This is a genomic window from Streptomyces thermoviolaceus, from assembly GCF_045209695.1.
In the GTDB taxonomy this organism is placed as follows: domain Bacteria; phylum Actinomycetota; class Actinomycetes; order Streptomycetales; family Streptomycetaceae; genus Streptomyces; species Streptomyces thermoviolaceus.
On record NZ_CP109280.1, the window covers coordinates 2,282,978 to 2,296,797 of the forward strand.

The window sequence follows — 13,820 nt, forward strand, 5'->3', positions numbered from 1 at the left end:
CCAGCTGGGCTCCTCGCCGGAGCGGGCCCGCACCGCCCCGTCGCCGCGCACGGGCACCGTCCTCCGTCTCTCGTCCGTCCTGGCGCAGCCGGTCATGCGCTCACCTCCCGGCAGGCGCGGTAGAAGTCCTTCCAGCCGTCGCGTTCGCGCACCACCGTCTCCAGGTACTCCTGCCAGATGACGCGGTCGGCCGCCGGGTCCCGGACGACGGCGCCGACGATCCCGGCGGCGACGTCACCGGCGCGCAGCACTCCGTCGCCGAAGTGGGCGGCGAGGGCGAGACCGTTGGTGACGACCGAGATGGCCTCCGCCGTCGACAGGGTGCCGCTGGGCGACTTCAGCTTGGTGCGGCCGTCGGTCGTGACGCCGTCCCGCAGCTCGCGGAAGACCGTCACCACCCGGCGGATCTCGTCGATGCCGTCCGGCACCGCCGGCAGGTCCAGCGAGCGGCCGATCTGCTCGACCCGGCGCGTGACGATGTCGACCTCCGCGTCCGGGGACTGAGGCAGCGGCAGCACCACTGTGTTGAAGCGCCGGCGCAGAGCGCTGGACAGGTCGTTGACGCCGCGGTCGCGGTCGTTGGCCGTGGCGATCAGGTTGAACCCGCGGACCGCCTGCACCTCTTCGCCCAGCTCCGGTATGGGCAGGGTCTTCTCCGACAGGATGGTGATCAGCGTGTCCTGCACGTCGGCGGGGATGCGGGTCAGCTCCTCCACGCGCGCGGTCATGCCCTGCGCCATGGCCCGCATCACGGGGCTGGGCACGAGGGCGTCACGGCTCGGACCGTGCGCGAGCAGCTGCGCGTAGTTCCACCCGTAGCGGATCGCCTCCTCCGGCGTGCCCGCCGTGCCCTGCACCAGCAGGGTGGAGTCGCCGCTGACCGCCGCCGCCAGGTGCTCCGACACCCAGGTCTTGGCGGTGCCGGGCACGCCCAGCAGGAGCAGCGCACGGTCGGTGGCGAGGGTGGTGACCGCGACCTCGACGACGCGGCGCGGCCCGACGTACTTCGGCGTGATCACCGTGCCGTCCGGCAGGGTGCCGCCGAGCAGGTAGGTGGCGACCGCCCACGGCGACAGCTTCCAGCGGGCCGGCCGCGGCCGGTCGTCGTGTGCGGCCAGTGCCGCCAGCTCGTCGGCGAAGGCGTCCTCGGCGTGCGGACGCAGCGCCTGCCCCTCCCCCTGCGCGGACGTGGTCGCGGTGTCGGTCCGCTCGCCGTTCGCGGGCGCGGACTGCTCGGTGTTCACGGGCGCGGACTCCTCGGTGTTCGCGGACGCGGAGCGCTTGCGGCGCGGTGCGGCGGACGTCGTCCCGACGGAAACAGACATGGCTGAGGCCCCCTCCAGCTCGGCCGGTGCGAATGTGGTCCCACCGTGCACCACCCCACTGACAATCCGTTCTGACCTGCGGAAATGCCGTCTCGGGGCCGATTGTCAGTGGGGGGACCTACCGTCGACGGCATGACTCAGCAGGGGGTGCGCTGGAGCGCGGACCAGGTGCTGGCACTGGCGCCTGACGCCGCGTCGCGCAAAGCGGGCAGCAAACTCGGCACGGCGGGGCCGTGGTCCGAGACGGGTAGTTCGACCGAGGGAGCGGTGTGGGGGCTGTGCAAGGGCAGCGGCAGGACGCCGTACCGCACGGTGGCCGACATCGGGGACGCGTCCGGGCCGGCGTACTCGTGCACGTGTCCCAGCCGCAAGATTCCGTGCAAGCACGCGCTCGGGCTGCTGCTTCTGTGGTCGGCCGGCCCGGACGCGGTGCCGGAGGGGACGGCACCGGAGTGGGCCGAGCGGTGGCTCGAGGGCCGCAGGAAGAGGGCCGCGGGGAAGCACACGAAGGCCGCGGCCCGTTCCGCCTCCGCCGACCCGGAGGCGGCGCGGCGCCGGGCGGAGCGCCGGGCCGAGCGGATCACGGCGGGGGCGACGGAGCTGGAGCAACGCCTGGCCGACCTGCTGCGCGGCGGCCTGGCGCGGGCCGAGCAGGCGGGCTACGGGCTGTGGGAGGAGATGGCGGCCCGCATGGTCGACGCGCAGGCCCCGGGGCTGGCGGCACGGGTGCGCGACCTGGGGTCGGTGTGCGCGTCGGGACCGGGCTGGCCGGTGCGGCTGCTGGAGGAGTGTGCCCTGCTGCATCTGCTGGACCAGGGCTGGCTGCGGCGTGAGCAGTTGCCGGAGGAGCTGGCGGCCACGGTCCGTTCCCGGGTCGGTCTGCCCGGCTCCGCGGACGGCCCCGCGATACGGGACCACTGGCTGGTGCTCTCCCAGCACGACACCGTGACCTCGCGGCTGACCACCCGCCGCATCTGGCTGTACGGCACGGACACCGGCCGTACGGCGCTCGTGCTCTCCTACGGCGCCGCCGGCCGCGAGCCCGAGCAGTCGCTGCCGGTGGGCCTGCTGATGGACGCGGAGGTGTCCGCGTACCCGGGTGCCGGCCAGGCACGGGTGGCCCTGGGCGAGCGGTTCGGCCCGCCGGCTCCCACGCTGCGCCGCCCGCCCGGCGTGACGACGGCCGAGGCGGCCGCGCGGTACGGGGAGGCGCTGCACGAGGACCCGTGGCTGGAGTCGGTCCCGGTGACACTGCGGGCGGTCGTCCCGGTCCCGGACGGCGACTCCTGGCAGCTGGCCGACGCCGACACCGACACGGCGCTGCCCCTCAGCCTCTCGGCCCACTTCCGTCCGGGGCTGTGGCGGCTGGTCGCGCTGTCCGGCGGCAGGCCGGTCACGGTGTTCGGCGAGTGCGGTCACCGCGGTTTCACCCCGCTGACGGCCTGGCCGCAGCACGAGGCCCCGGCGGTGGCCCTGTGCTGACCGGTCCCTGCTCGGCCGCACAGCCTGGCCGCCGGCACGGGCGGACCGCCGGCCCGGCACGCCGCACCGGAGCACGGAGCCGGACGGGCACGTCCCGGCCTCCCGCTTCACCCGAACGGCGGACACCACGGTGCGGCCGCGGTGCACCCGCCGGCTGCCGTCCCGTCCGCCCCACCCGACTGTTCCGTCCCGGGCGAACGCCGACCCGGGTGGCCCTCCGGCCGCCCGCAGGCACCCTGCAGCAGCCCGCAGGCACCCGGCTAGGGAAAGGAAGCCATGGTCATGACCTCCGCCCCGGTGGGGGCGTCCGGCTCGGGCGTCTGGCAGGAGCTGGTCACCACCGCCCTGCTCGGCACGGACCGGCGTGCGCTGCCCGACGGCGTCGGCGACGGTCCGGCTGCGACGGCGCTCCTGGACACGGCCGCCGTGGAGACCGTCCGGCGGCGGGCGGGGCTGCTCCCGGCACCGGCGGCGCAGCGTCCCCGACCGGCACCCGAGGATCCCCGCCCGGCCCTGCCCGCGGCAGCGGCCCGCCGGCTCGCGATGCTGCTGGCCGACCGGTCCGGCACGGACCGTGGCGCACGCCGGGGCCCCGTCCCCGACCTGAAGGGGCTGCTGCCCCAGTGGCTCTCCCTGGCGAACGCCCACGGCTACGCCCCGCCGCCGGAGACGCTGCCCGCGCTGCTGGACGCCGCCCGGGCCCACACCGACCTGCGGCCCGCCGCACTGACGTTCGCCGGTCCGCGCGCCCGGTGGCTGGCACAGCTGAACCCGGAGTGGCGGTTCGTCCTGCGGGAGGCACCGGCCGGTGCCGCGGGCCTGCCCGGCCCGGACGACACGGACCGCATCCGGCAGCTGTGGGAGGAGGGCCTGTTCGGCGAGCGGGTCGCGCTCCTGACGGCGCTGCGCGACCGGCGCCCCGCCGCCGCACGCGAGCTGCTCGCCTCCGGCTGGACGCGTGAGCGGGCCGAGGACCGGCTGCTCTTCCTCGACGTGCTGCGCACCAACCTGGGCCCGGACGACGAGCCGTTCCTGGAGCAGGCCCTCGGCGACCGCAGCCGCAACGTCCGGACCACCGCCGCGCAATTGCTGTCGGCGCTGCCGGGCTCGGCACTGGCCGCGCGGATGGCCGAGCGGGCGGCGGCCTGCGTGGCCGTCGACCGCACGAGCGGCACGCCGACGCTCGTGGTCGAGGCGCCGCACGAGTGCGACGCGGGCATGCAGCGCGACGGCGTGGTGCCCCAGGCCCCCTCGGGACGGGGCGAGCGGGCGTGGTGGCTGGGCCAGCTGCTGGAGGCGGCCCCGCTGAGCACCTGGTCCGGCAGGCTCGGCGGGCGGACACCGCAGGAGATCGTGGCGCTGCCGGTGGCGGACGACTGGCGTCAGGAGCTGCACGCCGCCTGGTGCCGTGCGGCGGTGCGGCAGAAGGACGCCCGGTGGGCGCGGGCCCTGCTCGGCGCGCCCGAGTCCGGCGGGCCGGGCGCGCTGTCCCTGGCCGAGCGGTCCCGTCTGGTCGAGACCCTGGGCCCCGACGAGCGGGCCGAGTGGGTCGCGGGCTTCGTCGCGGCGCACGGGCTGGACGAGGCGTTCCAGCTGCTCGAGGTGTGCCCGGTTCCGTGGGCCGCACCGCTGGGGCGGGCGGTGGTCGACGCGCTCGAGATCGCCCGGGACGCGGGGAGCTACCCGTGGAGCTTCAGCGGGGTCATGGGGCTGGCCGACCGGTGCCTGGACCCCGCGGAGGCGGACCGGTTGGAGAAGCTGGTGGCGGTGCGGGAGGGGGCGCAGGACGCCACCTCCGCCCGCGTCGAGGAGCATTGGGCCGGGGAGTTCCAGCGTCTGGTGGCGACCTTGCGGGTGCGGTCCGCGATGGCCGAGGAGCTGCGCGGCGGCTGAGGCGGCGGTCCCCGCCGGGCCCGGCCCCGGCAGCGGCGGCCGCCGGGGGCTTCCTGCTGCCGCGGTGCCCCGGTCCGGGCGTCCGTGGCACGCGCCGGGCCGGCTCGCCAGAGCCTGCGCGACGGGCCGGGCCGGACCGCAGGGCCTTCACGACGGGCCCTGCGGCTCCGGCCCGCTGCGGCGGGCGGCCCGGCCGGGTCGAGCGGGTCAGGCCTGAGCGGGCTGGCGGACGTTCGCCCGGACCCAGTCCACGATCGACTGGGTGGTGGCACCGGGGGTGAAGATCTCCGCGACGCCCTTCTCCTGCAGCGCCGGGATGTCCGCCTCGGGGATGATGCCGCCGCCGAAGACCACGATGTCCTCGGCGTCCCGCTCCTTGAGCAGGTCGATCACGGCGGCGAAGAGCGTGTTGTGGGCGCCGGAGAGGATGGACAGGCCGATCGCGTCGGCGTCCTCCTGGATCGCCGTGTCCACGATCTGCTCGGGGGTCTGGTGCAGTCCGGTGTAGATGACCTCCATGCCGGCGTCGCGCAGCGCCCGCGCGATGACCTTCGCACCCCGATCGTGGCCGTCGAGCCCCGGCTTGGCCACCACCACGCGGATCGGACCGGCTGCCACACCCATCACTGCCTCCATGAAGCGACTACATCCATCCGTACCGACAAGTACCGCACAGGTCGAGCACGGGGCCTGCCGGGCGTCCCGGACACCCCCTGCGCTCCGCCGCCCACCGCACCGGGTGCGCCGCCCCGCGGCGGACACCCAGGACCGCGCCACCCCGGGAAGTGAACGAACGTTATCGCCAGCATCCCCCACCCGGCAGTTTCACGGTGCGGACAGAGGGGGAAATCACACGGTGAGACATTTCCCCGGAAGCCCTCGGGCCGAAGGGGACCCCGGTGCCGGGCACCGACCGCCTCGACACGGCCCGCGTGGCCGCCCCACCACCCCGGCACGGGGGCCACAGCGGGAACGAGCGTCATGGGAGCCGCGAGAAGGTCACCGCATCCCCGCCGCACACACCGGGCGCCGCGGCGATGCGATGCACCGGCGAGAGCACGAAGGACACACGGGCACGGACGAGGGACGACACCGGCCCGCACCGCCGCACCGGCGGGCGCAACCGCCTGCCGCCCGGTGCGCACCGCCAGATCCCCGGATTCCGGCCCTCGTGCCCCGCTCGAGCTCGGCCGTCCGCCTTCACCGCGAGCCGTCCACACGAGCACACAGGGGACGCCGCCGTCCCCCGGGGTGCGGACAGGAGGCCGGCCATGAAGGTCACCAAGGTCGCAGACCCCATCCTTCCGCTCTGCCGACGCCTGCTCGCGGTACGGATCGCCGGACTGTCGCTGGGCCTGCTGAAGGCGACCGCACTGGAGCTGGCGATCCTCGCCGGGCACGTCCTGCTGTACCCCTCCGGGATCGTCCAGGAGCGCCCCGGCCCCGACGGCGCGATCGACACGCCCGACGGCACCGCCCGGCTCCCGCAGGAGGCCAAACCCCCGGTGGTGCTGCTGCACGGGTTCATCGACAACCGCTCGGTGTTCGTCCTGCTGCGCCGCAGCCTCGCCCAGCACGGCCGGCACCGCGTGGAGTCGCTCAACTACTCACCGCTGACCTGCGACATCCGCACCGCCGCCGAACTGCTCGGCCGGCACATCGAGCAGATCTGCGAACGCACCGGCAGCGACCGCGTCGACGTCGTCGGACACAGCCTCGGCGGCCTGATCGCCCGGTACTACGTGCAGCGGCTCGGCGGCGACCGCCGGGTCCGCACCCTGGTCACCCTCGGCACCCCGCACGCGGGCACCCGCGTCGCACCGCTGGCCAACGCCCACCCGATCGTGCGCCAGATGCGTCCCCGGTCCGATCTGATCCAGGAACTGGCCCAGCCGGCCCCGGGCTGCCGCACCTACTTCGTCAGCTTCTGGAGCGACCTCGACCATGTGATGGACCCGCTGGAGTCGGCGTGCATCGAGCACCCGGACCTCAAGGCGGAGAACATCCGGGTCAGCGGGATCGGTCATCTGGCCCTGCCGCTCCACCCGGCCGTCGCGCACGGCATACGGCAGGTGCTGGACACCGTACGGCCGGGCGACGCGACCGGCGCGCACACCGGCGGCCTGACCGTGGCCTGACCCGGACCGCACCGACCGGGTGTGCGACGGCGGCGGGACACCGCCGGCTCGGCGCCCACACTCGAATCCCGCCTCGAACACAACACCAAGGCCGAGTCCGTGATCCGCCGGAACCAGGCCGATTGCCCGCTTCCCCTGTGAGGGAAACATGCAGAAGATTGTCGCGCCCGCATACCGCCGGGTACAGTCGCCGCACTGCTCTGGCAGCCCCTGTAGTCGAGGCGAAAGAGAAGTCGGTGAACGACCGTCAACCGTCGGGGACCGCGACCACCCCGGCTCCGGCCTCCGATGACGCCTCGGTGCCCTACGCGCCGTACGGCGCTCAGGGTGCCGCTCACGGCGGTTTCACCACGCTCGGCGGCCACGACCCGCACACCGGCACCACCACGGCCTTCGCGGCCGACTCCCTCCCCGGTGCCCCGGCCGCCGACGGCGCGCACACCACCGGCTCCTGGGACACCGGGAGCTGGGACACCGGTTCCTGGCCCACCGACGGTCACGGGACACCGGCCCACGGCACCTGGGCGACGTACCCGGCCCAGCACCCCGCCGCCCACGACACCAGCACCTACGACACCGGCGCCTGGGCCACCGGCTTCCAGGAGCCGGTGACCTCCGCCGAGGCCACGGGCCGGCGGGACACCACGGCCTGGCCCCAGCCCGGTGCGGCGGACGCCGCCGACCGGACCCAGCAGTGGAACTGGGACACGCAGACCTTCGACACCTCGGCCTTCCCCGCCGGCACCTTCGACACCGGCTCCTTCTCCACGACCGCCTTCGACACCACCGCCCTCGACACCGGTGCCGTCGCCACCACGGCCTACGCCCCGGCGGTCCACGACACCGGCGCCTGGGACGCCACCCAGTGGAACACCGGTGCGCAGGACGGCGGTGCGTCCGCCGCGACCGGCCAGTTCCCCGGGCCAGCCTCGCAGGACGAGTCCGAGACATGGCAGGAGACCCACGAAACCGGCCGGACCGGCGCTCTCGGCGAGAACGAGGGCGGTGACGACACCGGCGACACCGGCCCGGCGCACCCGGCGGACGACGCCCCGGCCACGGACGACACACCGGCGGCCGCACCCCTCCAGGAGCCGGACGCGGCGGCGCCCGGCGTTCCAGCCCCGCGCGCGGCCTTGCGCAGTGCGGGCCGTTCGCGTCGGCGTGCGCCGGCACGGCGTTCGGCGCTGCTGACCGTGGCCGTGCCCTCGGCCTGTGTGATGGGGGTCGCCGGGATCGCCGCCGGCTCGGTGGGTGTCTTCGGCGACGACGGCTCGGACGCGACGGCGTCCGCGGCCAATGTGCACCCGGTGCAGCCGGCCGCCGCCAACAACCAGCTGGACAGCCAGCTGCAGAGCCTGTCCGCCGGCGCCGACGACTTCGCCGACCGGGCCAGCCGCACCCAGGAGCGCATCGACCTCGAGGCGCAGAAGGAGGCCGAGCAGCGGAAGGCGGCGGAGGAGGCGGCCCGCAAGGAGCGGCTGCGTCCCAAGTTCCTGCTGCCGGTCGCGCAGAGGGGGCTGAGCGCCTACTACGGTCAGGCCGGGGTGAACTGGATGTCGGTGCACACCGGCATCGACTTCCCCGTCGCCTACGGCACCACGGTCATGGCCGCGACCGACGGCACGGTGCGCACCCAGTGGAACAGCGCCTACGGCAACATGATGATCGTGACCGCGAAGGACGGCACGGAGACGTGGTACTGCCACCTCTCCAGTTACCGGGTGCCGTCCGGTACGACGGTGAAGGCCGGTCAGCCCATCGCGTACTCCGGGAACTCCGGCAACTCCACCGGCCCGCACCTGCACTTCGAGGTCCGGCCGGGCGGCGGGGCGCCGATCGACCCGCTGCCGTGGCTGCGCAGCCACGGTCTCGACCCGACCTGAGCGACCGGCGGGAGCGTTCCTGACCGGCGTGCGCCCCGGCGGGTGAGCCGGGCGCGCACGCCGTGCGTCAGAGCTTCTCCACCGGCGCGTACCGGAGCAGCAGCCGCTTGGGCTTGTCGTCGCCGAAGTCGATGGTCGCCTCCGCGTTGGCGCCCGAGCCCTTGACCGCGACGACCGTGCCGAGCCCGAACTGGTCGTGGGTGACCCGGTCACCGACCGCGAGGGACACCGCCGGCTTCTCCTGGGCGCGTCGCGTGGCGAAGCCCGAGGCCCCGGACGCGGAGGAACGGGAGCGGGACGAGGACAGCGAGGCCGCCACGGCCGAGGCCGGACCCGAGGAGGCCGGTGCGGATCCGCCCGTCCGCCTCCAGTCCAGGTGCACCGGCGGGATCTCCTCCAGGAACCGGGAGGGCGGGTTGTACGCCGGCTGCCCCCAGGCGCTGCGCATCACCGCGCGCGTCACGTACAGCCGCTCCCGGGCACGCGTGATGCCGACGTAGGCCAGGCGCCGTTCCTCCTCCAGTTCCTTGGTCTGGCCGAGGGCCCGCAGGTGCGGGAAGACGCCGTCCTCCATGCCGGTGAGGAAGACCACCGGGAACTCCAGGCCCTTGGCGGTGTGCAGCGTCATCAGCGTGACGACCCCGTCGCCCTCGTCGGGGATCTGGTCGGAGTCGGCGACCAGCGCGACCTGTTCCAGGAAGTCGGCGAGCGTGCCCTGCTCGCCCTCACCGTGCTCCTGCTCGAACTCCAGGGCGACAGCGGCGAGTTCCTGCAGGTTCTCGATGCGGGTCTCGTCCTGCGGGTCGGTGGAGGACTGCAACTCGGCGAGGTAGCCGGTGCGTTCGAGCACGGCCTCCAGCACGGTGGCCGGGCCGGCACCCGACTCGACGACGGTGCGCAGTTCCTCCATGAGCGCGTTGAACCGCTTGACGGCGTTGACCGACCGGGCGGCCATGCCGTACGCCTCGTCGACCCGGCGCAGCGCCTGCGCGAAGCTGATCTTCTCCCGCTGGGCGAGGGCCTCGATCATCGCCTCGGCGCGTTCGCCGATGCCCCGCTTGGGCACGTTGAGGATGCGCCGCAGCGGAACGGAGTCCTCCGGGTTGGCCAGCACCCGCAGGTAGGCCAGGACGTCCCGGACCTCCTTGCGCTCGTAGAAGCGGACCCCGCCGACGACCTTGTAGGGCAGGCCGACCCGGATGAAGACCTCTTCGAAGACACGGGACTGGGCGTTGGTGCGGTAGAAGACGGCGACGTCGCCGGGCCTGGCCTCGCCCGCGTCGGTCAGCCGGTCGATCTCGTCGGCGACGAACTGCGCCTCGTCGTGCTCGGAGTCGGCGACGTAACCGGTGATGCGGGCGCCCGCGCCCGCGTCGGTCCACAGGTTCTTCGGGCGGCGCGACTGGTTGTTCTCGATGACCGCGTTGGCGGCGGACAGGATCGTCTGCGTGGAGCGGTAGTTCTGCTCCAGCAGGATCGTGGTGGCGTCCGGGTAGTCCTCCTCGAACTGGAGGATGTTGCGGATCGTCGCCCCGCGGAAGGCGTAGATCGACTGGTCGGCGTCACCGACCACGCACAGCTCCGCGGGCGGCACGTCCGGCTCGCCCTGCTGGTCGCCGGCGCTCCCCGCGGTGCCCACGAGTTCGCGGACGAGGGCGTACTGCGCGTGGTTGGTGTCCTGGTACTCGTCGACCAGGACGTGCCGGAACCGGCGGCGGTAGTGCTCGGCCACGTCCGGGAAGGCGCGCAGCAGATGCACCGTCGTCATGATCAGGTCGTCGAAGTCGAGCGCGTTGGCCTCACGCAGCCGCGACTGGTACAGGGCGTAGGCCTGGGCGAGGGTCTTCTCGAAGCCGTCCGTGGCCCGGGCGGCGAAGTCCTCCTCGTCGATCAGCTCGTTCTTCAGATTGCTGATCTTGGCACTGAACGACTTGGGCGGGAACCGCTTGGGGTCGAGGTCCAGGTCGCGGCAGACCAGGGCCATCAGACGCTTGGAGTCAGCGGCGTCGTAGATCGAGAAGGAGGAGGTCAGGCCGAGCTTCTTCGCCTCGCGGCGCAGGATGCGCACGCACGCGCTGTGGAAGGTCATCACCCACATCGCGTTCGCGCGCGGGCCGACGAGCTGCTCGACGCGCTCCTTCATCTCGCCCGCGGCCTTGTTGGTGAAGGTGATCGCCAGGATCTGGCCGGGGTGGACGCCGCGCTCGGCCAGCAGGTAGGCGATGCGGTGGGTGAGCACCCGGGTCTTGCCGGAGCCGGCGCCGGCCACGATGAGCAGCGGTGAGCCGGAGTGCACGACGGCGGCGCGCTGGTTGTCGTTCAGCCCTGCGAGCAGGGCGGCGGAGTCCACGACCGGGCGGGGCGCCCCGTCGCGGTAGTAGCCTTCCCCGCTGTCCGGGGGCAGGTCGAACTTCCCGCCGAACAGATCGTCCGGAACCGGCTCCGGTACGTGGTCGTCCTCGGGCGGCGGCGGGGGCTCCTCCTCGGGGCCGCGGGAGGCCTGGAGGTCCGCCAGGAAGCTGTCGTCAAAGAGGCTGCTCATCGCTCTCCGAGTCTAGGGCGCCCCACCGACAGCCCGGGCCGCCTCGGTCGGCCGGCCCCTGCGCCCGTCCGGCGGGGGTGCATGCCGGGGCCCCGCCGCAGCGGGCGAGCGGACGGGCGGGTGCGGGTCCCCGTCGGCTCGAGGGCCCGGCCGGCCCCTCCTCGCAGCCAGGGGGAAGCCTCCTCGGGACCAGAGGGAATGCTGCTCGCAGGGCCCTCGCAGGGCCGGGGAACCGCCGGGCGCCGGAGGGCAGGCGGGACCGTGCAGACCCGGCCCGGCATCGGGTCATGCCCCCTCCGGTTCCGGTGCCCGGGGTACCTGGCCGGTGCGGCGCCCGCCGGCCGCGGGAACCGCCTCATGGCGACCGGCATCCTCGCGGTCGGTCTGGAGACGGCGGGCCACCTGCTGCGGCTCTGGCCGCCCTGACGATGGCCTGCCTGTCCTGACCGGCGCCGGCCGTGGACTTCGCCGCCCGGCTGCTGCGGGAGCCGCGGCGCTGGAGGAGGGAGGCCGGGACGCCCGGGGCGTTGGCGGGGGTCGCCGCGACCGCGGTGCTGGGCGACGGTCTTCCCGATGGGCATGACCGCCGCGGCCGCGTTGTCGGTCGCCCCCGTGCTGGACGTCCCCGAGCTGACGGTGCCCGGGGAGGCGCTGCTGTGGGTGGCGGTGGCGGCGTGGCCGGCCGTCGCCGTCCGCGCGGTCGCCCGGGCGCGGGCGGAGGTCAGGTCCGAGGTCAGGTCCAGAGCACCGCGATGAAGATGTTCACCATGGTCAGCAGGCCCACCAGGCCGAACATGCCCTTGTCGACCTTCTCCTCGTCACGCTTCACGTAGACCAGCGCGAGGATCACGATCAGCACCGCCAGCTTGATGCCGATCTTGATGTTGTTGACGTGGGCGCCCTGGGCCTCGTTGAGGCCGACCAGGGCGACGCCGGTGACCAGCATGGTGAGCGCGCCGTGCAGCATGCCCGGCACGAAGCGGGCGGTGCCCTGACCCATGGCCTTCATCTGGCTGAGGAAGCCGCCGAGCAGTGCGGCGATGCCGATGATGTGCAGGCCGACGAAGATGTGGAGGAGTACGTCCATGGGGCCGGAGCCTAACCACCGGGTCCTGGGCCTTCGGACACCGGCCCGGGCGACCGGCACCGGCCGACGGCGGGTGGATGTGCCGCACGGTGTCCCGGTGGACTCCTCTGCCCCTCCGTCGCCCGCCGGAAGAGCCGTTCGATCATCACGGAACGTGAAGACGCAGATCCTCTGTGTGACCGATGGTCACAAACGGTCACGAGATGATCCTGTGGCACCAGTTTCGTACATGAGGTCACTCGGTCGGCCCGACCGGGCCTAGCGTCCTCGCCCAGGTGCCCGGACTCCCGTCGCCCACCCGACCGGGAGCGCCGGCACCACCGCCAGAAGTCCGGAGGCGGTCCGTGTCTGCCGCACGGGCGCCGCCGGACACCCCCGTGGTCGGACGAAGGGACGTGACCCTCCAGGTGGCAGTGCACCGCAAGCCCCGACAGCGCTCGCTCGGCGCCGGTACGACCCGCGCGGCCGTCACGATCGTCCTCGCGGGCGCCGCGACCGCGACCGCCCTGGACGGCACCGGGCAGGCCGCCCCCGCACCGACCTCCGCGCAGGTGCAGGCCCGGGTGGAGAAGCTGTACCGGGAGGCGGAGGCCGCCACCGAGAAGTACAACGGCGCCAAGGAGCAGGCGGACGCGGCCGCGCGGCGGCTGCGGACGCTCGGCGAGGAGGCCGCGCGCCGACAGCAGAGGCTGAACCAGGCCCGGGACGCGCTGGGCTCGCTCGCCGCCGCGCAGTACCGGCAGGGCGCGATCGATCCCACGATGGCCTTGGTGCTCTCCGGCGACCCGCAGCGGTTCCTGGACGACGCCGCCCTGGCCGAGCAGGCGAACGCCCGGCAGACGGCCCAGGTGGCCGAGGCGCGCCGCCAGCTGAGGGAGATCGAGCAGCTGCGCGGCGAGGCGCGCGTCACGGCGGCGTCCTTGCGCGACCGGCAGGCGGAACTGCGCCGGCAGAAGCGGACGGTCACCGGCAAGCTGGCCGAGGCACGGCGGCTGCTGTCCCGGCTCACCGCACAGCAGCGCCAGCGGCTCGGCGTGGACGAGGGCCGGCCCTCCCGCAAGGCCGCCGCCGCGCCGGAGACCCGCGCCGCCCGCAGCGCTCCCCCGGCGCCCACCTCCCGGGCGGCGGCCGCCGTCGCCTACGCCTACCGCAAGATCGGCAGCCCGTACGTGTGGGGCGCGACCGGCCCGAACGCCTTCGACTGCTCGGGGCTGGTGCAGGCGGCCTACCGCGCCGCCGGGATCCAGCTGCCGCGCACCAGCTACGCCCAGATCGGCGCCGGGCGCCGGGTGCCGCGGTCCGAGCTGCGCCCCGGCGACCTGGTGTTCTTCTACCGGGGCATCAGTCACGTCGGCATCTATGTGGGCAACGGGCAGATGATCCACGCCCCCCACCCCTCGGCCCGGGTGCGTCTGGCGCCGGTCGACTCGATGCCCTTCGCGGGCGCGGTGCGGGTGGCCTGAGCGG

Annotated in this window: 10 protein-coding genes; 6 read left to right on the top strand and 4 right to left on the bottom strand. The window is 74.2% G+C overall.

The features are described 5' to 3' along the window. Positions 1 to 92 precede the first annotated feature (92 nt). Positions 93 to 1,325 carry an AAA family ATPase gene (locus tag OG899_RS09895; protein WP_168131401.1) on the bottom strand — a complete coding sequence of 411 codons (1,233 nt, stop codon included), beginning with the start codon at positions 1,323 to 1,325 and terminating at the stop codon, positions 93 to 95. 132 nt (positions 1,326 to 1,457) lie between these two features. Here OG899_RS09895 and OG899_RS09900 point away from each other — a divergent pair, with 132 nt between their 5' ends. Next, positions 1,458 to 2,807: an SWIM zinc finger family protein gene (locus OG899_RS09900; protein ID WP_125496773.1), complete on the top strand. Its 1,350-nt coding sequence runs from the start codon at positions 1,458 to 1,460 to the stop codon at positions 2,805 to 2,807. A gap of 276 nt (positions 2,808 to 3,083) precedes the next feature. Beyond that, positions 3,084 to 4,700: a DUF5691 domain-containing protein gene (locus tag OG899_RS09905; RefSeq protein WP_189428007.1), complete on the top strand. Its 1,617-nt coding sequence runs from the start codon at positions 3,084 to 3,086 to the stop codon at positions 4,698 to 4,700. A gap of 207 nt (positions 4,701 to 4,907) precedes the next feature. On the opposite strand, the gene OG899_RS09910 is transcribed toward OG899_RS09905, so the two are convergent. Further along, complete coding sequence (locus OG899_RS09910; RefSeq protein ID WP_125496771.1) at positions 4,908 to 5,324, bottom strand: cobalamin B12-binding domain-containing protein; 417 nt, start codon at positions 5,322 to 5,324, stop codon at positions 4,908 to 4,910. 647 nt (positions 5,325 to 5,971) lie between these two features. Here OG899_RS09910 and OG899_RS09915 point away from each other — a divergent pair. Next, the gene (locus OG899_RS09915) at positions 5,972 to 6,838 is read left to right on the top strand and encodes a triacylglycerol lipase (RefSeq protein ID WP_125496770.1); all 867 of its coding nucleotides are present in this window, start codon (positions 5,972 to 5,974) and stop codon (positions 6,836 to 6,838) included. A 236-nt stretch (positions 6,839 to 7,074) separates the two neighbouring features. After that, on the top strand, positions 7,075 to 8,724 hold the full coding sequence (locus tag OG899_RS09920) for a M23 family metallopeptidase (protein ID WP_168131398.1): 1,650 nt from the start codon (positions 7,075 to 7,077) through the stop codon (positions 8,722 to 8,724). 67 nt (positions 8,725 to 8,791) lie between these two features. Here OG899_RS09920 and pcrA read toward each other — a convergent pair whose 3' ends face one another. Next, entirely contained in the window at positions 8,792 to 11,266 is a 2,475-nt protein-coding gene (gene pcrA / locus OG899_RS09925) for a DNA helicase PcrA (protein WP_406310996.1), read from the bottom strand. A 573-nt stretch (positions 11,267 to 11,839) separates the two neighbouring features. On the opposite strand from pcrA, the gene OG899_RS09930 reads away from it, so the two are divergent. Beyond that, on the top strand, positions 11,840 to 12,022 hold the full coding sequence (locus OG899_RS09930; protein WP_229814072.1) for a hypothetical protein: 183 nt from the start codon (positions 11,840 to 11,842) through the stop codon (positions 12,020 to 12,022). On the opposite strand, the gene OG899_RS09935 is transcribed toward OG899_RS09930, so the two are convergent. Next, the gene (locus OG899_RS09935) at positions 12,000 to 12,353 is read right to left on the bottom strand and encodes a hypothetical protein (RefSeq protein WP_125496767.1); all 354 of its coding nucleotides are present in this window, start codon (positions 12,351 to 12,353) and stop codon (positions 12,000 to 12,002) included. The genes OG899_RS09930 and OG899_RS09935 overlap by 23 nt on opposite strands. 407 nt (positions 12,354 to 12,760) lie before the next feature. On the opposite strand from OG899_RS09935, the gene OG899_RS09940 reads away from it, so the two are divergent. Then, entirely contained in the window at positions 12,761 to 13,816 is a 1,056-nt protein-coding gene (locus OG899_RS09940) for a C40 family peptidase (protein WP_125496842.1), read from the top strand. Positions 13,817 to 13,820: the final 4 nt, after the last annotated feature.

Bases quoted from the DNA above. Each gene is read 5' to 3' on its own strand.
- OG899_RS09930 (WP_229814072.1), top strand. From the start codon at position 11,840: ATGGGCATGACCGCCGCGGCCGCGTTGTCGGTCGCCCCCGTGCTGGAC.
- OG899_RS09935 (WP_125496767.1), bottom strand. From the start codon at position 12,353: ATGGACGTACTCCTCCACATCTTCGTCGGCCTGCACATCATCGGCATC.
- pcrA (WP_406310996.1), bottom strand. From the start codon at position 11,266: ATGAGCAGCCTCTTTGACGACAGCTTCCTGGCGGACCTCCAGGCCTCC.
- OG899_RS09895 (WP_168131401.1), bottom strand. From the start codon at position 1,325: ATGTCTGTTTCCGTCGGGACGACGTCCGCCGCACCGCGCCGCAAGCGC.
- OG899_RS09915 (WP_125496770.1), top strand. From the start codon at position 5,972: ATGAAGGTCACCAAGGTCGCAGACCCCATCCTTCCGCTCTGCCGACGC.
- OG899_RS09905 (WP_189428007.1), top strand. From the start codon at position 3,084: ATGGTCATGACCTCCGCCCCGGTGGGGGCGTCCGGCTCGGGCGTCTGG.
- OG899_RS09910 (WP_125496771.1), bottom strand. From the start codon at position 5,324: ATGGGTGTGGCAGCCGGTCCGATCCGCGTGGTGGTGGCCAAGCCGGGG.
- OG899_RS09900 (WP_125496773.1), top strand. From the start codon at position 1,458: ATGACTCAGCAGGGGGTGCGCTGGAGCGCGGACCAGGTGCTGGCACTG.